Annotated in this window: 23 protein-coding genes; 8 read left to right on the top strand and 15 right to left on the bottom strand. The window is 71.6% G+C overall.

Going from position 1 to position 21,785, the window contains the following annotated elements; all coding sequences use genetic code 11:
• Window positions 1–51: 51 nt before the first annotated feature.
• From HNR02_RS22145 to HNR02_RS22205, 14 genes are all read right to left on the bottom strand, one after another.
• Window positions 52–1,038 carry an NADPH:quinone oxidoreductase family protein gene (locus HNR02_RS22145; protein WP_179775042.1) on the bottom strand — a complete coding sequence of 329 codons (987 nt, stop codon included), beginning with the start codon at window positions 1,036–1,038 and terminating at the stop codon, window positions 52–54.
• A gap of 30 nt (window positions 1,039–1,068) precedes the next feature.
• Complete coding sequence (locus tag HNR02_RS36185) at window positions 1,069–1,203, bottom strand: hypothetical protein (protein ID WP_281377258.1); 135 nt, start codon at window positions 1,201–1,203, stop codon at window positions 1,069–1,071.
• The gene (locus tag HNR02_RS22150) at window positions 1,200–2,351 is read right to left on the bottom strand and encodes a CaiB/BaiF CoA transferase family protein (protein ID WP_179775043.1); all 1,152 of its coding nucleotides are present in this window, start codon (window positions 2,349–2,351) and stop codon (window positions 1,200–1,202) included. The genes HNR02_RS36185 and HNR02_RS22150 overlap by 4 nt, the downstream gene beginning before the upstream one ends.
• Before the next feature lie 10 nt (window positions 2,352–2,361).
• A complete protein-coding gene (locus tag HNR02_RS22155; RefSeq protein WP_246338616.1) occupies window positions 2,362–4,026 on the bottom strand; it encodes an AMP-binding protein in 1,665 nt (554 codons plus the stop codon).
• Window positions 4,027–4,028: 2 nt separating this feature from the next.
• The gene (locus HNR02_RS22160) at window positions 4,029–4,988 is read right to left on the bottom strand and encodes an acyl-CoA dehydrogenase family protein (protein WP_179775045.1); all 960 of its coding nucleotides are present in this window, start codon (window positions 4,986–4,988) and stop codon (window positions 4,029–4,031) included.
• Window positions 4,985–5,764, bottom strand: coding sequence for an enoyl-CoA hydratase-related protein (locus HNR02_RS22165; protein ID WP_179775046.1), 780 nt, complete (start codon window positions 5,762–5,764; stop codon window positions 4,985–4,987). The genes HNR02_RS22160 and HNR02_RS22165 overlap by 4 nt, the downstream gene beginning before the upstream one ends.
• Entirely contained in the window at window positions 5,761–6,627 is an 867-nt protein-coding gene (locus tag HNR02_RS22170) for a 3-hydroxyacyl-CoA dehydrogenase family protein (protein ID WP_179775047.1), read from the bottom strand. The genes HNR02_RS22165 and HNR02_RS22170 overlap by 4 nt, the downstream gene beginning before the upstream one ends.
• Window positions 6,628–6,637: 10 nt before the next feature.
• Complete coding sequence (locus HNR02_RS22175) at window positions 6,638–7,516, bottom strand: 3-hydroxyacyl-CoA dehydrogenase family protein (protein WP_179775048.1); 879 nt, start codon at window positions 7,514–7,516, stop codon at window positions 6,638–6,640.
• Between the two features lie 31 nt (window positions 7,517–7,547).
• Window positions 7,548–8,300, bottom strand: a complete 753-nt coding sequence (locus HNR02_RS22180; protein WP_179775049.1) for an SDR family NAD(P)-dependent oxidoreductase — start codon at window positions 8,298–8,300, stop codon at window positions 7,548–7,550.
• The gene (locus tag HNR02_RS22185; protein WP_179775050.1) at window positions 8,297–9,514 is read right to left on the bottom strand and encodes an acyl-CoA dehydrogenase family protein; all 1,218 of its coding nucleotides are present in this window, start codon (window positions 9,512–9,514) and stop codon (window positions 8,297–8,299) included. The genes HNR02_RS22180 and HNR02_RS22185 overlap by 4 nt, the downstream gene beginning before the upstream one ends.
• Entirely contained in the window at window positions 9,511–10,299 is a 789-nt protein-coding gene (locus tag HNR02_RS22190; RefSeq protein ID WP_179775051.1) for an enoyl-CoA hydratase/isomerase family protein, read from the bottom strand. The genes HNR02_RS22185 and HNR02_RS22190 overlap by 4 nt, the downstream gene beginning before the upstream one ends.
• Complete coding sequence (locus HNR02_RS22195) at window positions 10,292–11,527, bottom strand: CaiB/BaiF CoA transferase family protein (protein WP_179775052.1); 1,236 nt, start codon at window positions 11,525–11,527, stop codon at window positions 10,292–10,294. Before HNR02_RS22195 ends, HNR02_RS22190 begins: the two co-directional genes overlap by 8 nt.
• 45 nt (window positions 11,528–11,572) lie before the next feature.
• Window positions 11,573–12,910, bottom strand: coding sequence for an MFS transporter (locus tag HNR02_RS22200; protein ID WP_179775053.1), 1,338 nt, complete (start codon window positions 12,908–12,910; stop codon window positions 11,573–11,575).
• A gap of 185 nt (window positions 12,911–13,095) precedes the next feature.
• A complete protein-coding gene (locus HNR02_RS22205) occupies window positions 13,096–13,833 on the bottom strand; it encodes a FadR/GntR family transcriptional regulator (RefSeq protein WP_179775054.1) in 738 nt (245 codons plus the stop codon).
• A gap of 525 nt (window positions 13,834–14,358) precedes the next feature.
• Here HNR02_RS22205 and fmt point away from each other — a divergent pair.
• The 8 genes from fmt to HNR02_RS22245 are packed head-to-tail and all read left to right on the top strand — an operon-like array spanning window position 14,359 to window position 20,863.
• Window positions 14,359–15,285, top strand: coding sequence for a methionyl-tRNA formyltransferase (gene fmt / locus HNR02_RS22210; protein WP_179775055.1), 927 nt, complete (start codon window positions 14,359–14,361; stop codon window positions 15,283–15,285).
• Entirely contained in the window at window positions 15,282–16,697 is a 1,416-nt protein-coding gene (locus HNR02_RS22215; RefSeq protein WP_179775056.1) for an RsmB/NOP family class I SAM-dependent RNA methyltransferase, read from the top strand. The genes fmt and HNR02_RS22215 overlap by 4 nt, the downstream gene beginning before the upstream one ends.
• A complete protein-coding gene (locus HNR02_RS22220) occupies window positions 16,694–17,203 on the top strand; it encodes a flavoprotein (RefSeq protein WP_179775057.1) in 510 nt (169 codons plus the stop codon). The genes HNR02_RS22215 and HNR02_RS22220 overlap by 4 nt, the downstream gene beginning before the upstream one ends.
• 44 nt (window positions 17,204–17,247) lie before the next feature.
• Window positions 17,248–17,940, top strand: a complete 693-nt coding sequence (rpe, locus tag HNR02_RS22225) for a ribulose-phosphate 3-epimerase (RefSeq protein ID WP_179775058.1) — start codon at window positions 17,248–17,250, stop codon at window positions 17,938–17,940.
• A gap of 19 nt (window positions 17,941–17,959) precedes the next feature.
• Entirely contained in the window at window positions 17,960–18,595 is a 636-nt protein-coding gene (locus HNR02_RS22230) for a riboflavin synthase (protein ID WP_179775059.1), read from the top strand.
• Window positions 18,592–19,899, top strand: coding sequence for a bifunctional 3,4-dihydroxy-2-butanone-4-phosphate synthase/GTP cyclohydrolase II (locus HNR02_RS22235; RefSeq protein ID WP_179775060.1), 1,308 nt, complete (start codon window positions 18,592–18,594; stop codon window positions 19,897–19,899). Before HNR02_RS22230 ends, HNR02_RS22235 begins: the two co-directional genes overlap by 4 nt.
• Window positions 19,896–20,402, top strand: coding sequence for a 6,7-dimethyl-8-ribityllumazine synthase (gene ribH / locus HNR02_RS22240; RefSeq protein ID WP_179775061.1), 507 nt, complete (start codon window positions 19,896–19,898; stop codon window positions 20,400–20,402). The genes HNR02_RS22235 and ribH overlap by 4 nt, the downstream gene beginning before the upstream one ends.
• Before the next feature lie 59 nt (window positions 20,403–20,461).
• Entirely contained in the window at window positions 20,462–20,863 is a 402-nt protein-coding gene (locus HNR02_RS22245; protein WP_218914148.1) for a PH domain-containing protein, read from the top strand.
• A gap of 66 nt (window positions 20,864–20,929) precedes the next feature.
• Here HNR02_RS22245 and HNR02_RS22250 read toward each other — a convergent pair whose 3' ends face one another.
• Complete coding sequence (locus HNR02_RS22250) at window positions 20,930–21,706, bottom strand: exodeoxyribonuclease III (RefSeq protein ID WP_179775062.1); 777 nt, start codon at window positions 21,704–21,706, stop codon at window positions 20,930–20,932.
• Between the last annotated feature and the right edge of the window lie 79 nt (window positions 21,707–21,785).

Below are 21,785 nucleotides of genomic sequence, written 5' to 3' on the forward strand. Positions count from 1 at the left end.
GCTCCGCGTGCGGCGGTTCGTCGGGGCCGTCAAGCGGCGGGTCGCCGAACCTCAGGCCCCGCGGCCGGTCGTGATCACGACCTTCCCGCGCACCCGCCCGTCCTTGACGTACTGCAGCGCATCGGCGACCTTCTCCAGCGGAAAGGTCGTGTCGACCGCCGCGTTGAGCCTGCCCTCGGCGTGCAGGGCGAACATCTCCGCCATCGTCGACCGCATCAGCTCCGGCATGCGGTCCCGGTAGTCGCTGCTCTGCAGTCCGATCACGCTGATGCTCTTCACCAGCACGTGGCCCGGTTTGATCGGGTTCTGCCCGCCGGAGGCGAACCCGACGATCACGATCCGGCCCTCCCACGCCGTGCACCGGATGATCTGGCTGAGGAAGTCGCCACCGAGCATGTCCAGTGCGACGTCCACCCCCCGGCCACCGGTGAGGGCGCGCACGTCGTCGCGCAGAGTCCGCGGACCCGACGTGAGCACGTGGTCGGCGCCCTGGGCGCGGGCCAGTTCCGCCTTGGACTCGTCCTGGGCCAGCGCGATCACCGTGGCACCGTAGGCTTTGGCGACCTGGACACCTGCCGAGCCGACCCCGCCTCCCGCGCCGGTGACCAGCACGGTCTCCCCGGCCCGCATCTGGCCTCGCCGCAGCAGCCCGAAGTAGGCGGTGCTGTACACGAGCCCGAACGCGGCGGCCTCCTCGTAGGAGATCGTGCCGGGCAGCTGCATGACCAGCTCCTCGGGCACGAGCAGCTGCTCGGCATAGCCGCCGTACTCGACCAGCGCCAGCACCCGGTCACCGGCGCCCAGCCGCGTCACACCCTCGCCGACCGCCAGAACCCGGCCCGCGGCCTCCTTGCCCGGGCTGAACGGACGCGGCGGCAGGTTCTGGTAAGTCCCCTCCACCACGAGGATGTCGGGAAAGTTGACGCTCACCGCGGCCACCTCGACGACGACCTCACCGGGACCGGGAACGAGGTCCGCGATTTCCTCGACGACCAGTGCCGACGGCGGTCCGAACTCCTTCACGAGCGCAGCGCGCATGGGATCAGTTCTCCTCTCGGGACAGCGTGTTCAGGAAGCGGCGAGCTCACGCGGCGCGGCCTTCCGGATCTTGCCGCTCTGCGTCACCGGCAACGCGGACCGGACGCCGGGCAGGTCGAACACGGCGGCCGCGCGGTGGGCCGCGCCGTCGGACAGCCCGGTCACCGGCGGTCGCCCGGCGAGGTCCACAGTGGATCCACCTCGGGGGGCAGGGGCGGCAATGCGGGATAGCCGAGCCGTCCCGGCTGGGCACGCACCGCCGGGTCGAGCGGGCTGCGCAGGGTGCCGACGTCGAAACCGGGTCCGGTGAGCCGTTCCGGCCGGTCCGGTTCGACCAGCCCGCTGTCGACGGCTTCGTCGAACGTCGCGACCACGGCCGTGCAGACGTCCTCACCGTCGAACACCTTGCGCCAGTGCCCGGCCGGGTGCGCGCCGATGCGCTCGGCGACCGCCGCGATCACCGCGTCCTCCTGTCCGTCGTCGTCGACGAGGTGCTCCGGCAGGTCGATCAGCTGGGCGAGGCGTTCCCAGAACTTCTGCTCGAGTGCGGCGACCGCGAGGTGCCGTCCGTCCGAAGTGGCGTAGATCTGGTAACGAGGGCTGCCGCCGGTGAGCTGCTCGGCGCCGGGGCGCGGCCACCCCCCGCCGCCCTGGTGCGCCGCGAAGTAGCCGTAGGCGAGCACCTGGAGGTTGTGCGCCATCGAAATGTCGAGGTGGCAGCCCGTCCCGGTGAGGTCACGCCGCCGCAGCGCGAGCAGGATGTTCACCACGGCCGGGTAGCTGCCCGCCGCGATGTCGGCCAGGACCGAAACGGGCAGCTGGGGAGTCCCGGAGGCGTCGGTGACCACACCGAGCAGACCGGTCTCGGCCAGGTAGTTCAGGTCGTGCCCGGCCCGCCCCGCATGCGGTCCCTCCTGGCCGTATCCGGTGATCGAGCAGTACACGACGCCGGGATTGCGGGAGCGAACGTGCCCGTAGCCGAGACCGAGCCGGGCGGCGACCCCGGGCCGGAACTGTTCCACGACGACGTCCGCACCCGCGGCGAGGTCGAGCACCCGGTCGCGGTCGGCGGGGTTTTTCAGATCCGCGGCGAAGGCCCGTTTGCCGCGGTTGAGCACGGCGTAGTTCGCGCTCGCGTCACCGAGTTTCGGGTGGTAGGAACGCATTTCGTCGCCGCGGCCGGGACGTTCGATCTTGATCACGTCGGCGCCCGCCTCGGCGAGCATGAGGGTCCCCAGCGGGCCGGGCAGCAGAGTGGACAGGTCCAGGACACGCACTCCGGACAACGGTGGCGCGGTGGTGTTCGAGCTCATCTGCCGCCTTTCACGGGACCTGGGACGAGACCAGCTCGCGCAGTTTGAACTTCTGGATCTTGCCGCTCTGGGTGACCGGGAGCTCGTCCAGCAGCACCAGCCGCTCCGGCAGGTAGTGTTTCGACAGCCCACGGGCCAGCAGGTACTCGCACAGGCCCGGCAGGTCGAGCACCGCGTCGTCGCGGATCACCAGCACCGCGGCCGCGCGCTCGCCCAGCCGGTCGTCCGGGTAGGCGACAACGGCGGCGTTGAGCACGTCGGGATGGTCGAACAGCAGCGTCTCCACATCGGTGACCGGGATGTTCTCCCCGCCCCGGATGATGATGTCCTTGCTCCGGCCGCGCAGCGAGACCCAGCCGTTGGAGTCGATGCTCGCGGTGTCACCCGTCCGGAACCACATCCCGGGCAGGAACGCGTTGTCCGTCGCATCGGGACGGTCGTAGTAGCCCAGCACCATTCCGGGGCCCTTCATCAGCAGCTCTCCGGTCACCCCGGGCGGCACGTCCCGGCCCAGTTCGTCGACGACCCGGGCCGCGGACCCGGCGACGAGCGACCCGTCGGTGCACTGGATGTCGTCCGGCTCCGCCGGCGTGCAGGAGACGGTGATCCCGCACTCGGTCATGCCCCACGCGGGCGCGATGTAGGCGCCGAACGCCTTGCCGGCCCGCGCGGGCAGCGTGCGCGGCACCGAAGAGCCCGCGATCACCAGGCACCGCAACGGGCACGTGGGATCGCCGGCGAGGTCGGTGCGCATCATGTCCTGCAGGAACGTGGGCGCGCCGAAGAAGGTGGTGATCCCTTCCTCGCGGATCACCCGCGTGCCCCAGTCCGGATCCCACCGGTCGACGTGGACGCCGGTGCCGGCGAGGTACGTCGTGAACAGCACGCCCCACATCCAGCCCGTGTGGTGGCCCACCGGGGAGGCGACGAGCTGCACCATCGGATCACCGAGCGTCTCGGGTCCGAGGTGGTCGGCCAGCGCCCTCGCGTCGTAGAGCAGGGTGTCGTGGGTGTGCATGGCGCCCTTGGGCTCACCCGTCGTGCCCGAGGTGAAGCCCAGGTAGCAGATCGCGCTCGGGTCGGGATCGGAGAACTCCCGTGGTGGCACGTCGTCCAGCGCGGACCAGGCGATCTCGCCGGCGCGCAGGTCCGCGGGCCCGTCGCCGAGCACGATGACGGTTTCCAGGTGCGGTAGTTCCGCGCGCAGGTTCCGCGACAACCCCAGGTGGTCCGTGCCGCGCCATGAGCGCGGGATCACCAGCACCTTCGCCTTGCTGCGGCGGAGGATCGCGGCGGCCTGCCGCTCGCCGTAGGACACCGGGATCCCGGCGTAGACCGCGCCGGCCTCGTTGATGCCGAACAGCAGCGCCGCGTACTCGATCCAGTTCGGCAACATCAACGCCACGGCGTCACCCCGCCCGACGCCGACCGCGGCCAGTGCCGAGGCGGCGTGGTGCGCGGCGGCGTCGAACTCGCGGTAGTTCTGCCGGACGACCGGCGCGCCGGTGCGGTGGCCGACGAGTGCGGGGCGGTCCGGGTACCGGGCGGCCGTCTCGGAGAGCACCGAGCGGATGGTGCGGTTCTGCCACCAGCCCGCGGCGCGGAACGCGTCGGCCTCGGCGTCGGTGAGGGGAGTGTGCTGACCGCCGAGCGACTCGGCGAGTGGAGTGCCCATGCTCATCCTTTCGCGGAACCGGCCAGGTCGAGCGCGCCGTCCCGGCGGGTGGCCGCGGTGTCGCACGCGGCCCGCAGCGACACCGCGTCGCGCAGCAGGCGTTCGACCGGGTACTCGGTGAGGTAGCCGTAGCCACCGTGGGACTGCACCGCCCTGGCGGCGGCGTCGATGGCGGTCTCGCAGGCGGACTCGAGCACCGCGGCGGCCTGCCACGGTGCTGCCTCCGCGCTCTGCACCACCTGGCGCAGCTGGACGGCGGCGGCTCCGGACGAATCGAACAGCGCGTCGCGCACCGCCGGCAGGGCGGTGAGCGCGCCGCCGAACTGCTTGCGGACGGCGCTGTAGCCGAGCGCGGCCTCCGCGGCGGCGTCGGCGATCCCCGCGGCGACCGCGGCGGCACCGAGCCGGAGCCGCACGCGGGCGCCGTCCACGTCCCCACCGAGCGTGGTCCCGTCACCGTCGAACCGGACGATCCTGGTCAGCGCCCCGTCCAGGCCGGTGTGCCGGACAGCGGTGTAGTGCAGGGACTCCGGCCCGTACAGCCGTGCACCTTCCGCACCGAGGACGACGACGTGCGGCGCCTCTCCCGCCGCGTCCACCCGGTGCCCGCCGGTCACGGCGATCGCGACGTCACCGGCGTGGACGCGGGCGAGCAGGCCGGGGTGGCCCTCGAGCAACTCGGCCGCGGCGTGCGCCTGCACGGCCGCCCACGCCAGTGCGGCCCAGCGGCGCGCGAGCCGCGCGACCGCGACCGCCGCCAGTGCCTGGTCACCGCCCCCGCCGCCGAGGCGTTCGGGGACCGCGAGCGTCCACACACCGAGATCGGCCAGCCGTGCCCGCAGGTGCGCCACCTCGTCCGGCCGCGCGTCGGAGAGCTGGATGTCCACATCGGACATCAGCGCGTCGAGCATCGCGACGAGATCGGACTGGTCCCCGGTCAGGGCCGGGGTGTTGCGGCTCATTTCCAGAACCTGTCCGGATCGGGCCGGCGCCGCTCACCGAACGAGGCACTCACCTCGTGCGCTTCCTGCGTGGTGAGGTAGACGCTGAGCAGCTGGTCGTGGGCCATCCGGGCCTGGCCGGACACGCCGTTGTGCTTGCCGGAGAACGCGGCCTTGAGCCCGCCCAGCGCCATCGGGCTGCGGGTGGTCAGCTCGCGCGCGACCTCGGTGGCGCGCTCGCGCAGATCCGCGGCGGGCACGACCTCGTTGGCCAGGCCCATCTCGAGCGCTTCCTGCGCGGAGTACTTGCGGTTGAGGTACCACATCTCCTTGGCGCGCTTGCGGCCGATGGTGTCTTCCAGGTACCAGCTGCCATATCCGGCGTCGAAGCTGCCGACCATCGGCCCGACCTGGCGGAACACGGCGGTGTCGGCCGCGATGGTCAGGTCGCACACGGTGTGCAGCACGTTGCCGCCGCCGACGGCGAACCCGTTGACCGCCGCGATGATCGGCTTCGCGATGGTGTCGATCGCCTGGTAGACGTCGATGATCGGCAGGACCTGCGACTGGTCGAGCGAGGTGGCCTCGTCGTGCTCGCCGCCGATGCAGAAGAACTTCTCGCCCGCCCCGGTGAGGATCGCCGCCCGCAGGGCCGGGTCGAGCCGGAACCGCTGCAGCGCGTCGGACAGTTCGAGGCAGGTCTCGTGCCGGAACTTGTTGCCGGCCTCCGGCCGGTTGAGCGTGATCGTGAGGACCGGGCCGTCGCGGTCGACGGCGATGTCGCGGTAGCTCGTCACTGGGTGTCTTCCTTTCCGGTGCGGAATCCCTGCCCGTTCTTGGCGCCGAGGCGGCCGGCGGCCACCATCTGCCGCAGGAGCGGGGGTGGCGCGAAGTGTGGGTCGAGCGTGCCCTCGTACGCACTGCGCGCCGCGTGTTCGTGCACGTCGAGCCCGATCAGATCGAGCAGTTCGAGCGGGCCGAGGCGGTAGCCGAGACCGAGCTTGATCGCGGTGTCGATGTCCTCGGCGGAGGCCAGCTCGTTGTCGTACTCGGCGATCACGTCGTTGAGGTAGGGGATCAGCAGGTGGTTGACCAGGAATCCGGGCCGGTCCCTGACCACTACGGGGTCCTTGCCGATCGATTCGGTGAACGCGACCAGCGCCGCCACGACGTCCGGCCCGCTCTGCAGCGCGCGGACGACCTCGACGACCTTCATCAGTGGCGCGGGGTTGAAGAAGTGGAGGCCCGCGAAGCGCCGCGGGTTGCGGACCGCTCCCGCGAGGTCGGTCACCGACAGCGCCGAGGTGTTGGTGACGATCGGCGTGTCCGCGCCGACGACCGCGGAGACCCGGGCGAGCAGGTCCCGCTTGACGTCCGCGCGTTCGGTGACGGCCTCGATCACCAGGTCGGCGGCGGCCAGTTCGGCGACATCGGTGACGGTCGCGACCCGCGCCAGGATCTCGTCGCGCCGCGGCTCGGTCAGTTTGCCGCGCCGGACACCGCCGTCCAGGAAGGACCTCAGGTGGGCCAGACCCGCCTCGATGCGCTCCTGATCGGTCTCCAGAACGGTGACGGAACGGCCGGACTGCGCCACGACCTGGACGATCCCGGCACCCATCGTGCCGAATCCCAGTACGGCCACGGTGTGGATCTCGGACATGGGTCTCTCCTCAGGAACCGAACAGGCGGGTGTCGTCGTAGGTGTAGAAGCCGCGCCCGGTCTTGCGGCCCAGGTCCCCGGCGGCGACCATGCGGTCGACCATCGGGGGCGGGAAGAACTTCGGGTCGCGCAGCTGCTCGTAGAGGCGGGTGGCGACCTGCTGGTGGATGTCCATCCCGACGACGTCGAGCAGCTTGAACGGGCCCATCGGGTGCCCGAGCGCTCCGGTGACGGCGGCGTCGATCGACTCCTTGGTGCCCAGGCCGTTCTCCAGCGCCTGGATGCAGCTGTTCTCCCACGGGATGAGGAACCGGTTCACGATGAAGCCGGGCCGGTCCTTGGTGACCACGGTGGTCTTGCCGACCGAGGCGAGGAACTCGATCGTGGCCCGGTGCGCCCAGCTCGCGGTGTGCCTGCCGTCGGCCACCTCGACGAGCTTCATCAGCGGCGCCGGGTTGCAGTAGTGCGTGCCCACCACGCGCTCCGGCCGCGACGATCCCGCGGCGATGCCGGTCACCGACAGCGTCGAGGTGTTGGTGTGGAACAGCGTGTCCTTGCCGACGATGCCGTCCAGCTCACCGAAGAGGTCCTTCTTGACCGCCATGTTCTCGTAGATCGCCTCGATCACCACTCCGGCGCCGGCGAGGTCCTTGAGGTCCGTGGTGCCCTCGATGCGCGCCGACGCGGTGGCCGCCGCCTCCTCGGTGAGCTTGCCCAGCTCGGCGCTCTTGGCGAGGAACCCGCGCACGGCGTCCACCCCGCGGGCGACGCGGCCGTCGTCGAGGTCGTGGATGAGGGTCCGGTAACCGCCGCGTACCGCCACGGTGGCGATGCCGGATCCCATGGTCCCGGCACCGAGCACCGCGACGGTGCGTTCCTGCGAAGTCACGTCGTTGTCTCCGTTTCGTGTGTTCCGCGGCTCAGCGGACCGTCTGCCCGCCGTCGAGCACGATGTGCTCGCCGGTCATGAAGTCCGATTCCGGCCCGGCGAGCAGCAGCAGCCACGGGGTGATCTCGCGGGGTTCGCCCATGCGCCGCGCCGGGATCGCCCGCACCACCTTCTCGGTGGTCTCGGCGTCGGCCCGCATCTCCGCGTTCAGATCGGTGGCGAAATAGCCAGGGGCGATGGCGTTGACCTGGATCCCGGACCGGGCCCATTCCATGGCCATGGACCGGGTGAAGGCGAGCACCCCCGCCTTCGAGGCCGAGTACGCGGCGTGGTTGGCCACGCCTTGCAGCGCGAAGTTCGACGCGATGTTGATGACCTTGCCCGACTTCTGCGCGACGAAGTGCCGCCCCACCGCGCGGGTCGCCAGGTACACGCCCCGGAGGTTGGTGGCGAGCACGCGGTCCCACTCGTCCGGTTCCTGCTCCAGCAACGGTGTGGTGGCCACGATCCCGGAGTTGTTGACCAGGATGTCGACCCGCCCGAACCGCTGCACCGTCGCCTCGGTCATCCGCTCGACCGCGGAGGCGTCGGTGATGTCGGTGGGACAGGCCAGTGCCTCGCGACCGGCCGCCTCCTGTTCGGCCACGAACCTGTCCAGTTCGGTGGCCGTGCGGGCCGCGACGGTCACCCGGGCGCCGGCGCCGGCCAGTGCCCGCGCCATCTCGCGGCCGAGGCCGCGGCCCGCTCCGGTGACGATGGCGACTTTGCCGTTCAGCGAACTCATGCCCGCTCCTTTCGTGCGGTGTCGCGGGCGATGAGCATCCGCTGCACCTCGTTGGTGCCGTCGTAGATCTGGGTGACCTTCGCGTCGCGCAGGCACCGCTCGACACCGACATCGGTCAGGTCGCCGTACGGGCCGAGGATGCGCATCGCCTCGCGAGCCGTGTCGAAACCGAGGTCGGTGCAGGTCTGTTTCATGATGCCGATCCGGCCCGCGTTCGGACTGCTGGACCGGTCGACCTCGCGTGCCACGCCGAACAGCAACAGCCTGCCCTGCAACAGTTTTCCCCGCAGGGTGGCCAGCGCGAACGCCGCCTCGTCCGGCAGTTTCGGTCCGTGCGCGCGCGTGAGCACCCGCAGCGCGCGGCCGTAGGCGGCGCGGGCCAGTCCGACACCCTGGGCGGCCGCGCTGATCCGTGACTTGATCACGGAGTTCATCACGACCTGCCAGCCACCGCCCTCGTCACCGAGACGGTGGTCGGCGGGGATGGGCACCCCGTCGAAGAACAGCTCGGCCGTGCTCGAACCGTGCATGCCCATCTTCGACAGCGGGGTGCCACGGCCGAGCCCCTCCCACTGTCCGTTGAGGACGAACGCGGTCACGCCCCGGCGCCCCAGGGCACGGTCCACGGTGGCGAAGCAGATGATGACGTCGGCCCTGTCGCCGGTGGTGATGAACGTCTTCGACCCGGACAGCGAATAGCCGCCCGGCACCGGCGCGGCGACCGACCGCAGGCTCGCGACGTCGCTGCCCGCCCCCGGCTCGGTGATGCCCAGCGCGCCGTAGGCGGCGCCGGTGAGCAACCCCGGGATGTAGCGCTCGGCCAGTTCGGGCGAGCCGGTGATCAGGATCGGGTACGCGGCGTGCATCTGCGTCATGTAGACCAGGCTCGTGGCCGCGCAGCCCGCCGTGATCTCCTCCATCGCCGCGGCGTAGGCGACGTTGGTGTCCGCGGTGCCGCCGAGGTGCCGGGGGAAGATGAGGCCCGCCAGCCCCGCGGTGGCGAGTGCCTGATAGCTGTCGTGCACGAACTGGTGCGTGCGGTCCGCCGCGGCCGCGCGCGGCGCGACCTCGTGCGCGACGACGTCCCGCACCTGCGCGCGCACCGCGAGCTCACGGTCGTCGAGCAGGGCGTCGGCGGCGGACTCGTCCAGGCTCTCGTGGTGGGCGAGATAGGCCTTCGGGTCGGTGTCGATGTCCAGGGGTGTGGCGTTCATGCCGGGTCCTCGAATTCCGGGGCGCGCTTGCCCTGGAAGGCGGCCACGCCCTCGGCCGCCTCGCGGCTGCCGATCGCCAGTGCGGCGAGCCCCGTCTCCAGGTCCAGCCCCGCCTCCAGGGCCATGTCGAGGCCACGGTCCACGGCCCCCAGGATGGCCCGTACGGCGCGGGGGCCCCGCGCGGCGATCGTCCGCGCGATCCGTAGCGCCTCCGGCAGCAGGTCCTCCGGCTCGGTGGGCGCCATGACGGCAAGGCCGAGCTGGTGGGCGCGTTCGGCGTCGATGCGGCTGCCCGTCAGCATGACGTGGCGGGCTACCGCGGGCCCGGCGACCCGGGCGAGCCGCTGCGTGCCGCCGTAGCCCGGGATGAGGCCGAGCCCGGACTCCGGCAGACCGAATGCGGCCTTCCGGGAGACGACGGCGAACGAGCAGGCGAGCACCAGCTCGAAACCGCCGCCCAGCGCCAGCCCGTTCACCGCGGCGACCACCGGGACCCGGCTGCGCTCGATACCCCGGATCACCGCCTGGCCGGCCCGCATGACCGGGACGGCGGATTCCGCGTCGAGTGGCGCCAGCTCGTCCAGATCGGCACCGGCGCTGAAGGCTTTCTCCCCGGTTCCGGTCACCACGATCGCCCGGATCCGGCCGTCCCGGCCCAGTGCCGCGATCTCGTCGCCGAGCCGTCGCAGCAGCGCGGCGTTGAGCGCGTTGTGCACGTCGGGGCGGTTGATCCGCACGGTGGCCACCGCGTCGTCCCGCTCCACGACCACGAACTCGTCACTCACCGACCTTCACCCCTTCCTGCACCGCACCGTCCGCGAGCAGAGCGTCGATGTCGGAGTCGGTGAACCCGCACTCCGCCAGCACCTCCCGGGTGTGCGCACCCAGGACCGGGCACGGCGAGTTGCGCGGCTCCGGGATCGAGGCGAAGCGGAAGGGGCTGTGCACGCTGTGCATCGCGCCGTCGGTTCCCGGAACCGGCAGGAGGCTTCCGCGGGCCACGACCTGCGGGTCGGTGACCACCTCCGAGAGGGTCTGCACGAGCGAGCACGGGATTCCGGTCTCCCCCAGGATCTTCTGCCATTCGGCGGCGGTGCGCTCACCGAGCTTGCCGGTGACCGCCGCGATCAGCCGCTCGCGGTGCGCACGCCGGCCCGCGTTGTCGGCCAGCGCGGGATCTTCGCCCAGCTCGGGAAGACCGACGACGTCGCAGAACCGGCGCCACATCTGGTCGTTGCCGATGGCGATCGCCAGGTCCCGGTCGGCGGTCGGGAACGACTGGTACACCGCGAGCACCGAATCGGTCCCGCCGCTGGGCGCCGGTTCCGCCTCACCCGCGAGGTAGGCGGCGATCCGCGGCGCCATCACCGCGAGGTCGGAGTCCAGCAGGGACACGTCGATCAGCTCGCCGGCACCGTGTTCGCGCTGGCGCACCACCGCGGCGCTCACCGCCAGCGCGGCGCACATCCCGGTGATCACATCGGACAGTGCCGAGGAGACCCGCTGGGGTGCGCCACCCTTCGCGCCGGTCACCGACATGATCCCGGAACGGGCCTGTGCGGCGAGGTCGTAGCCGGGCAGCGCGTGGTCGGGCCCGTCGAGCCCGAAGCCCGACATTGCGCAGTAGATCAGCGCGGGGAACTCGGCGTGCAGTGTCTCGTGGTCGATTCCGAGGGACTTCAGCTTGCCCGGGTTGAGGTTCTCCATGAACACGTCGGCCGAACCGATGAGCCGCCGCAGTGTCGCCAGCCCTCGCGGGTCGCGGAGGTTGATCACCACGGACCGCTTGTTCCGGTTGGCGGAGGCGAACCACGCCGAGGTGTCCTGGACGAACGGCGGGCCCCAGGTGCGGGCGTCGTCACCGGCGCCGGGGCGTTCGACCTTGATCACGTCCGCGCCCAGGTCCGCCAGGTACATCGAAGCGGTCGGGCCGGCGTAGGAGGTGGTCATGTCGATGACCTTCAGGCCCGCGAGCGGCCCTGGGGCGGCGTTCCGCCGATCCTGGTCGTTCATTCGCACGTCCTCATAATGTTGGACATTTACAGTCGAGTCAAGGGGTCAGGCCGTGGCCGTCGATTCCCGGCCGGCCGCGACCTCGCCGCCGCGGTCCGCGATGTCGTCCCGATAGGACTCGCGGGCGGCGAACACCGCGACGAACGTCATCACTCCGCCCGCCACGATGTAGAGCGACAGTGGCCAGGCGCTGTCCGCCCACGAGAAGAGCGCGGCCGAGACGAAGGGGACCGGACCGCTCATGATCATCCCGCCGACCTGGTAACCGATCGCGGAACCGCTGTAGCGCAGCCGGGTTTCGAACAGCTCGGGCACGAAGCTCGCCAGCGTGGCGTAGGTGAGCGAGTGGGCGACCGGCAGTGCGATCACCATCGCGAGCACGATCGCGATGGTGCTCCCGGTGTCGATGAGCCAGAAGAACGGGAAGCCGATCACGGCGGTGATCACGCATCCGGCCAGCAGCACCGGCCTGCGCCCGAACCGGTCGGCGAGCACGGCGGTGACGGGAATCGTGAAGATCTGGATGAACGAGGCGATGCACACCGCGAGCAGAACGCTACCTCGCGTGACACCGGCCTGCTGCGAACCGTAACTCAGGGCGAACACGGTGGCCATGTAGAACGGGATGTTCGCGGCGGCCATCGAAAAGATCGCGATGACGATGCCCTTCCACGACTTGCGGATCACCTCCGCGGCCGGGAACTTCGCCTGGCGCCCCTTGTCCTGCACCGACTTGAAGGCGGGCGACTCGTCGACCTTCAGCCGGATGTAGAGGCCCACCAGCACCAGCACCACGCTGGCGAGGAACGGCAGCCGCCAGCCCCACGACACCAGCGCTTCCGCGGGCAGTTGTTCCACCAGGTAGAACATCGCGGTGGCCAGGACGAGACCGGCCGGCACCCCGCACTGCGGCCAGCTCGCGTAGAACGCCCGCTTGCCCGGTGGTGCGTGCTCGACCGCCATGAGCACCGCGCCGCTCCACTCGCCGCCGATCGCGACCCCCTGGACCAGCCGCGACAGCACGAGCAGCAGTGGGGCCCAGATCCCGATCTGGGAGTAGGTGGGAAGCACGCCGACCATCGCCGTGCCCACGCCCATCAGCACCAGGCTCAGCACGAGCATGGTCTTGCGGCCGAGCCGGTCGCCGAAGTGGCCGAAGACGACACCACCCAGCGGCCTCGCGGCGAACGCGACACCGAAGGTGGCGAACGAGGCGAGCGTGCCCGCCAGCGGGTCGAGCGCCGGGAAGAAGATCTTGCCGAAGATCAGGGCCGACGCGGTCCCGAAGATGAAGAAGTCGAAGAACTCGATGACGGTGCCGATGAAGCTCGCGAACGCGATCTTGCCGATGGACACCGTGGGGGCCGGGGACTGAAGAGCCATGGTGTGTCTCCTGAGTAGGTCGCCCATGCGCCGGAGACGACGCGTCGTTGCGATGACAGCCACCGTAAGGCAGAAGGTCCAGCTGTTCAAGGTCCAACATTTGGCAACAAAGCATCAGAAGCTCGCGGTATTCGCGCAGGTCGAACCACCCGGCGCGCGTACACGCCGGGCCGACGGTGCCGAACTCAGCGCCGCGCGTGCTGGGCGAGGTGCCTGCGCAGGTAGGTGAGGTGCTTGACGATCGCGGCTTCGGCGGCGTCGGCGTCGCGGGCCTCGATGGCGGCGACGATGACCTTGTGCTGGCGCACCGTCGCCCGCCCGACCTCCGGCGAGAGGTCGAGGTAGTGCACCGGCTCGGTCTCGTGGTGCAGTGCGGACACGAACGACGCGAGCACCCGGTTTCCCGACGCCTGGGCGATGAGCGTGTGGAACTGCTCGTCGAGTTTGGGTACCTCGGGGTCGTCCACCGACGCCGCCTTCTGCCTGCGCACGATGTCGTGCAGCCGCTCCACGTCCTCGTCACCACGGTTGGCGGCCGCGAGCCGGACCGCGGGGATCTCGAGGTGCTGCCGCATCTCCGCGACCTCGGCGAAATCGATGCTGCCCAGGGTGAGCAGGTTGTGCACGCTGTCGATCACCGCGGTGCCCAGCGAATGGTGGTCGAGCAGCTGTACGAAGTTGCCGCCGCGCGAACCCGGCTGCTTGTAGATCATGCCCTGGGTGGTGAGCGACCGCAGCGCCTCGCGCACCGTCGTCCGGCTCACGTTGAACTGCCGGGCCAGCTCGGCCTCCGGCGGCAGCAGGTCTCCCGTCTTGAGCTCACCGGACAGGATCGCGACCCGGAGCCGCTCCTCGACCTGCTCGCGCGGACGAAGAACCTTCTGGCCGATCACCCGGCTCCGCTGGGATTCCCGCAGATCCACCCTTGCCCCACCTGCCTGCTGATCCGATGCCGAACGGCATTCGAACGACGATTGTCGGACATTCTCACGTTATCACCTCGACCGGCCGAGGACGAGCGTGCTCTCGCGGCCACGCCGGCCCGTCCGCGCATGGTCGTCTTCTCGATGCGATCGCCGTCGGCGCGGCTGCTGCGCAGGCCGCCGACGCTCTCGTCGCCGTTCGCCGTGGCTCCCGCGACGGTGAGGGCGCCACGCGCCGAACGGGCTCCTGGCCGCTTGAGGCCGCGATCCGTGCGCGGCCGGTGGCGGCGCGCGGGTTCGCCCGTCCGGACCTCGCCGCGACCCGCGAAACCCGGCCCGGCAGGGCACCCGCGCGGTGTACCGCGGCCCGACGGCGTGCTCGGGGACGAGCCGACCGAATTCTCCCGTGTCGGCCGTCGCGGGCGGCGGGGGCGGGTGTGTGGTCCGGCCGGGCGGGGTGGTGTGGCCGGTCACTAGACTGGGCGCGATGTCCGCCCACGCCACGCCCGCCGCCGAGGTGCGTTGATGCGCCTCGTGTTCGCCGGTACCCCCGAACCCGCCGTGCCCTCGTTGCGGGCGCTTCTCGACTCGCCCCGGCACGAGGTCGTCGCCGTCGTGACGCGGCCCGACGCGCCAGCCGGGCGCGGGCGCAAGCTGCTCCGCTCGCCGGTGGGCGCGCTCGCCGACGAGCACGGTATCGAGGTGCTCACCCCGGCCAAGGCCGGGGACCCGGACTTCCTCGCCAGGCTCACCGAACTCGCCCCCGACGCCTGCCCGGTCGTCGCCTACGGGGCGCTCCTGCCGCAGCGCGCGCTGGACATCCCGCGGCACGGCTGGATCAACCTGCACTTCTCGCTGCTGCCCGCGTGGCGCGGCGCCGCGCCGGTGCAGGCCGCGATCCGCGCGGGCGACGAGATCACCGGCGCCTCCACGTTCCGCATCGTCAAGGAGCTCGACGCGGGCCCGGTCTTCGGTGTGGTCACCGAGAAGATCGCCGCCGACGACACCGCGGGCGTGCTCCTGGACCGGCTCGCCGTCTCCGGTGCCCGCCTGCTCGCGTCCACTGTGAACGGCATCGAGGACGGTGAAGTGCGGGCCGTGCCGCAGCCGGCCGACGGCGTCAGCTACGCCCCCAAGGTCACGGTCGACGACGCCCGCGTGACGTTCACCGACCCGGCCGCCGCCGTCGACCGGCTCATCCGCTCGGTCACCCCGGATCCCGGTGCGTGGACCGAGTTCCGTGGCGAACGGTTCAAGCTCGGCCCCGTCACGGTCGTCGACGAGCCCGCGCTGGAACCGGGGGAGCTGCGTGTCGAGCGCAAGCGCGTCCTGGCGGGCACCGCGACGAAACCGGTGCGGCTGGGTGAGGTCCAGGCGCAGGGCAAGAAACGCATGGCGGCCACCGACTGGGCCCGCGGCACCCGCATCGAGCAAGGAGAACGTCTTTCATGAACGAGCGCAGGCCCTCGCGGCCCCAGCGCGGCCGCCCGGCGCCCCGCAAACAGGGGCCCCGCCGCCCGCCGGCCGAGGACCCGGCGCGCCGCGTCGCGCTGGACGTGCTGCGCGCCGTCCGCCAGCGCGACGCCTACGCCAACCTGGTGCTGCCCGACCTGCTCCGCAGGCAGCGGCTGTCCGGCCGCGACGCCGCGCTGGCCACCGAGCTGGCCTACGGCGCGTCCCGCGCGCAGGGCATGCTCGACGCGATCATCGCCGCCTGCCTGGACCGTCCGCTGGACAAGGTCGACGGTCCGGTCCTGGACTGCCTGCGCCTGGGCGCCTACCAGCTGCTGCGCACCCGCATCCCGCAGCACGCCGCGGTCACCTCGACCGTCGACCTGGCCCGCGCGGACGCCGGTTCGCACGTCGCCGGGTTCGTCAACGCCGTTCTGCGCAAGATCTCCGAGCAGGACGAGGACGCGTGGATGGCGGAGCTGACGCCGGACCGCGACTCCGACCCGATCGGGCACCTGGCGATGCGCACCGCCCACCCGCGCTGGGTGGCCCGCGCGTTCGCCGAGGCGCTGGGTGACAAGGGCAGCGACCTCGAGGCCGCCCTGGAGGCCGACGACGCCCGCCCCGCCGTCCACCTGGCCGCCCGCCCCGGTGAGATCAGCGCCGACGAGCTGGCCGCCATCACCGGTGGCGACGTCGCCCCGTACTCGCCCTACGGCGTGCACCTGCCGACCGGTGCGGGCGACCCCGGTGACTCCGAACCCATCCGCGAGCGCCTGGCGGTGGTGCAGGACGAGGGCAGCCAGCTGTGCGCGGTCGCGCTGACCCGGGCGCCCCTGGCGGGTCCCGACGAGCGATGGCTCGACCTGTGCGCGGGCCCCGGTGGCAAGGCCGGGATGCTCGGCGCGCTCGCCGCGACGCAGGGCGCGCACGTCGACGCCGTCGAGCAGGCCCCGCACCGGGCGAAGCTCGTCGAGCGGGCGACCGAGGGCCTGCCGGTGACGGTGCACGTCGCCGACGGCCGCGAGTCCGGCCTGGCACCCGGCTTCGACCGCGTGCTCGTCGACGCGCCGTGCAGCGGTCTGGGCGCGCTGCGGCGGCGCCCGGAGGCCCGCTGGCGGCGCAAGCCCTCCGACGTCCCGGATCTGAGCAAGCTGCAGGGCGAACTGCTCACCGCGGCACTCGATCTCACCCGTTCCGGTGGTGTCGTGGCCTACGTCGTCTGCTCGCCGCACCTGGCCGAGACCGAGGGTGTCGTCGGCGACGTCGCCCGCCGGTCGAAGGCTCAGGTACTGGACGCCCGTGAGTTCTTCCCTGGCGTGCCGCAGCTGGGCGACGGTCCGTACGTGCAGCTGTGGCCGCACCGGCACGGCACGGACGCGATGTTCTGCGCCGTGCTGCGCAAGCCGTGACCGTCCTTGGCCTGGTCGGCAGCTCGTGCGGCGGTCTGGACACGCGCTTCCGCGCCGAACTGGCCGCCCCGGCCGCCGGGCGTGGTCATCGGCTCGCCATCACGCTCACGCCGGCCGCGCACCGCTGGCTGGACGCGGCGGGGGAGCTGGACGGGCTGGCCGCGCTGACCGATCTGCCGGTGCGGTCGGTGTCCCGGCTGCCCGGTGAGCCTCGGCCGCACCCGGACCCGGCGGTCTTCCTGTTCGCGCCGGCCTCGGCCAACTCGGTCGCCAAGCTCGCGCTCGGCATCGCCGACAACCAGGCCCTGACCGTGCTGGGCGACGTGCTCGGCGATCCCGCGGCCACGATCGTGGTGGGCTACCAGGTCCAGGACACCCGGTTCCGGCATCCGGCGTGGCGGCGCCACCTGGACACCCTCGCCGAGGCCGGGGTGCGGATTCGGCGGCTGGAGTACGGCGAGCCCTGGTCGGACATCCTCGACCTGCTGCCGGGGCCCACACCGTGAGTGGGCCCGAGGGCGCGGGGACACAGGATCTACACTCCGTAACCGTGGCCCACCGACCTCTCATCGCGCCGAGCATCCTGTCCGCGGACTTCGCCCGTCTGGGGGAGGAAGTCCACGCCATCAGCGGCACCGCCGGTGGCGGCGCCACCCGGGCCGACTGGGTGCACGTGGACGTGATGGACAACCACTTCGTGCCCAATCTGACCCTGGGCCTGCCGGTGGTGCAGTCCCTGCGCAAGGCCACCGATCTGCCGCTGGACTGCCACCTGATGATCGAGGACCCGGACCGCTGGGCGATCGGCTACGCCGAGGCCGGTGCCTACAACGTGACCGTGCACGTCGAGGCCGCCGCCGACCCGGTGATGCTGGCGAAGAACCTGCGGGCCGCGGGGGCGAAGGCGGGCCTGTCGGTCAAGCCGGGCACGCCGCTGGAGGACCACCTCGACACCCTCAAGCACTACGACACCCTGCTGGTGATGTCGGTCGAGCCCGGTTTCGGCGGCCAGTCGTTCATCCCGGACGTGCTGGAGAAGGTCCGCACCGCGCGTCGCCTCGTCGACACCGGGCACCTCAAGCTCGTCGTCGAGATCGACGGCGGCATCAACGCCGACACGATCGAGCAGGCGGCCGAGGCCGGCGTGGACTGCTTCGTCGCCGGATCCGCCGTCTACGGCGCCGAAGACCCCGGCAAGGCCGTCGCGGCCCTGCGTGACCGTGCCGCCCGCGCGGCACACTGACAACGGCAAGGAGACGGCCATGTTCACCGGAATCGTCGAGGAACTGGGCGAAATCACCGCGGTCGAGCAGGTGCCCAACGCCGCGCGGCTCACGGCGCGGGGGCCCATCGTGACCTCGGACGCCAAGCACGGCGATTCGATCGCGGTCAGCGGCGTGTGCCTGACCGTGGTGGACGTGTTCGGCTCCGACTTCACCGTCGACGTGGTGCACGAGACGCTGCTGCGGTCCCGGCTGGCCAAGATCGCCGTCGGCGACCGGGTGAACCTGGAGCGGGCCACCGCGGTCGGGGACCGGCTCGGCGGGCACATCATGCAGGGCCACGTCGACGGCACGGGCGTGTTCCTCAACCGTGACGAGTCCGGGCTGACCCGCTTCGCGCTGCCCGGGGGCCTGTCCCGCTACATCGTGGAGAAGGGCTCGATCGCCGTCGACGGCATCTCCCTCACCGTGACGGGTGTGACGAACGACGAGTTCTCCGTGGCGCTGATTCCGACGACACTGGAACTGACCACCCTCGGCCGCGCCGAGCCGGGCGATCTGGTGAACCTCGAGGTGGACGTGCTCGCCAAGTACGTGGAAAAGCTCGCGGCGCCGCACCTGCCCGGCCGCGCGGAGGACAATGGGGCCCGGGCGGGTTCACAGGAGGACGCATGAGTGCAGGGACGCCGTGTGGCGCCGGGGTGCCGGCCGACACCGTCGGCATCGAGAAAGCGATCGCCGACATCGCGGCCGGGCGGCCGGTGGTCGTCGTGGACGACGAGGACCGCGAGAACGAGGGCGACCTGATCTTCGCGGCCGAGAAGGCCACGCCCGAACTGCTGGCCTTCATGGTGCGCTACACCTCGGGATACGTGTGCGTGGCGCTCACAGAGGAGGACTGCAACCGGCTCGACCTGCCGCCGATGTACCACACGAACCAGGACCAGCGCGGCACCGCGTACACGGTCACGGTGGACGCGGCCGAGGGCATCACGACCGGTATCTCCGCCGCCGACCGCGCCCACACCACGAGGCTGCTGGCCGACCCGAAGTCGCAGGCCGGTGACTTCCGCAGGCCCGGGCACGTCGTGCCGCTGCGAGCGAAGGAGGGCGGCGTGCTGCGCCGTCCCGGGCACACCGAGGCATCGGTCGATCTGGCCCGGATGGCCGGCCTGCACCCCGCCGGTGTGCTGTGCGAGATCGTCTCCCAGAAGGACGAGGGAGACATGGCGCGCCGCGACGAGCTGGAGGTGTTCGCCTCCGACCACGACCTGCAGATCATCACGATCGCCGACCTGATCGCCTACCGCCGCCGCCACGAGAAGCAGGTCGAGCGGGTCGCCGAGGCGCGCATCCCGCTCAACGCCGGGGTCTTCCGGGCGGTCGGGTACGACAGCCTGCTCGACGGCATCGAGCACGTCGCGTTCGTCTACGGCGACATCGGCGACGGTGAGGACATCCTGGTGCGGGTGCACTCGGAGTGCCTGACCGGTGACGTGTTCGGCTCGCTGCGCTGCGACTGCGGGCCGCAGCTGGAGGCGGCGCTGCAGATCGTCGCCGACGAGGGCCGCGGCGTCGTGCTCTACATCCGCGGCCACGAGGGCCGCGGCATCGGACTGCTGCACAAACTGCAGGCCTACCAGCTGCAGGACCTGGGCGCGGACACGGTGGACGCGAACCTGGCGCTCGGCGTGCCCGCGGACGCGCGCGACTACGGCACCGGCGCGCAGATCCTGTGCGATCTGGGCGTGCGTTCGATGCGGCTGCTGACCAACAACCCGGCCAAGCGGATCGGGCTGGAGGGCTACGGGCTGCAGATCACCGGGCGGGTGCCGCTGCCGATCTCGCCGAACCCGGAGAACCTGCGGTACCTGCGCACCAAGCGGGACCGGATGGGGCACGACCTGTCCAACCTCGAGGAGTTCGACCAGGTCGGGGCCGATCTGGACGCACGGAACGGGAACGGGGCGGCGCAGTGAGTGGTGAAGGTCGTCCGGACGTCGAGCTCGATCTGAGCGAGTGCGAGAACCTGCGGCTGGGCATCGTGGCGACGCGGTGGCACGCGAAGATCACCGACGCGCTGCTGGACAGCGCGCTCACCGCGGCGCGTGACGCGAAGCTGTCCGAGGAGCCGACGGTGGTGCGCGTCGCGGGCGCGGTGGAGCTGCCGGTGGCGGCGCAGGCGCTGGCCCGCACGCACGACGCGGTGGTCGCGCTCGGTGTGGTGATCCGGGGCGGCACCCCGCATTTCGAGTACGTGTGCGACGCGGTCACGGCCGGCCTGACCCGGGTCGCGCTGGACGAGAGCACGCCGGTCGGCAACGGCGTGCTGACCTGCGACACCGAGCAGCAGGCGCTGGACCGCGCCGGCCTGCCAGGGTCGGCGGAGGACAAGGGCCGCGAGGCCACACAGGCCGCGCTGGACGCGGCGCACGTGCTGCGCTCGCTGCGGCAGCCGTGGACGGATCGGAAGTTCGTGTGAGCGCCGCCGTGGCGGAGAAGACGGAGCCGGTGGTGATCCGGCCGCACCGGGCGACCTGGATGTCGTCGATCCTGGCGGTGTTCCTGCTCGCGGTGTTCGTGGCCGTGGCGATCCTGCTGCGTGGCTCGGACACCGGCGTGATCTTCCAGCGGTCGGACCAGATCGCGATGGTGTTCATCGGCGTGCTCCTGGCCGCCGCGACGATGCTGTTCGCGACTCCGCGCGTCCGGGCGGACGCGGACGGTGTGCAGGTGCGCAACGTCCTCGTGGGGCGCCGGTTCAGCTGGCTGGACGTGCTGTCGGTGAGCTTCCCGGACGGCGCCTCGTTCGCCCGGCTGGAGCTCCCGGAGGACGAGTACTACGCGATGCTCGCGATCCAGGCCGTGGACCGTGACCGCGCCGTCGAAGCGGTCCGCGCCCTGCGCCGCCTGCACAAAGCGGCCTGGGCCGCGCAGGATTGAGCCCGACCGGGCGCGAGTTCCGCAGTCGGGGCGTGAACTCTCCGTGCGGGGCCGGCCCCGCACAGGTCAGACCGTCAGGTCGACCACCACGGGGGCGTGGTCGGAGGTGCCCTTGCCCTTGCGGGCCTCCCGGTCCACGTAGGCGTCGCTCACCGAGCCGGTGAACTTCGCCGACCCGTACACCAGGTCGATGCGCATCCCGTTGTTCTTCGGGAACGCCAGCTGCCGGTAGTCCCAGTACGTGTAGGGCGTGTCGTACTTGAGGGCACGCGGCAGCACCTCGTCCAGGCCCGCGTCGCGCAGCGCCGCCAGCGCGGCGCGTTCCGCCTCCGTCACGTGGGTCATGCCGTCGAACAGCGTGATGTCCCAGACGTCGGAGTCGGTCGGCGCGATGTTGAAGTCGCCCAGCACCGCGAACGGCCGGTCGTCGGCCGTCTCCGCCACGACCGTGGCGCGCAGCGCGTCCAGCCACCGCAGCTTGTACTCGTAGTGCGGGTGCGCCACCTCCCGCCCGTTGGGCACGTACACCGACCACACCCGCACGCCGCCGCAGGTCGCGCCGATCGCGCGCGGCTCGGAGGCGTCGTCGAACGTCGGCTCGCCGTCCAGGCCGCGCCGGACGTCCGCCAGGCCGGCCCTGGACAGGATCGCGACCCCGTTCCACCGGCCCGTGCCGTAGGCGGCGACCTCGTAGCCCGCGTCGGCGACCTCGGCGGGGAACGCCTCCGTCGCGCATTTCAGCTCCTGCAGGCACACCACGTCCGGCGCGGCGGTCTCCAGCCAGGACAGCAGCTTCGGCAGCCGCGCGGTGACGGAGTTGACGTTCCAGGTGGCGATGCGCATGATCCCGAGAATCGCATACCCCCGCGCACCCGCCGCATCCGGCGGGAGGGGTGCGTCGGAGTGTCACACCCGAGCCATA

The sequence above is a fragment of the Amycolatopsis endophytica genome (assembly GCF_013410405.1).
GTDB lineage: Bacteria > Actinomycetota > Actinomycetes > Mycobacteriales > Pseudonocardiaceae > Amycolatopsis_E > Amycolatopsis_E endophytica.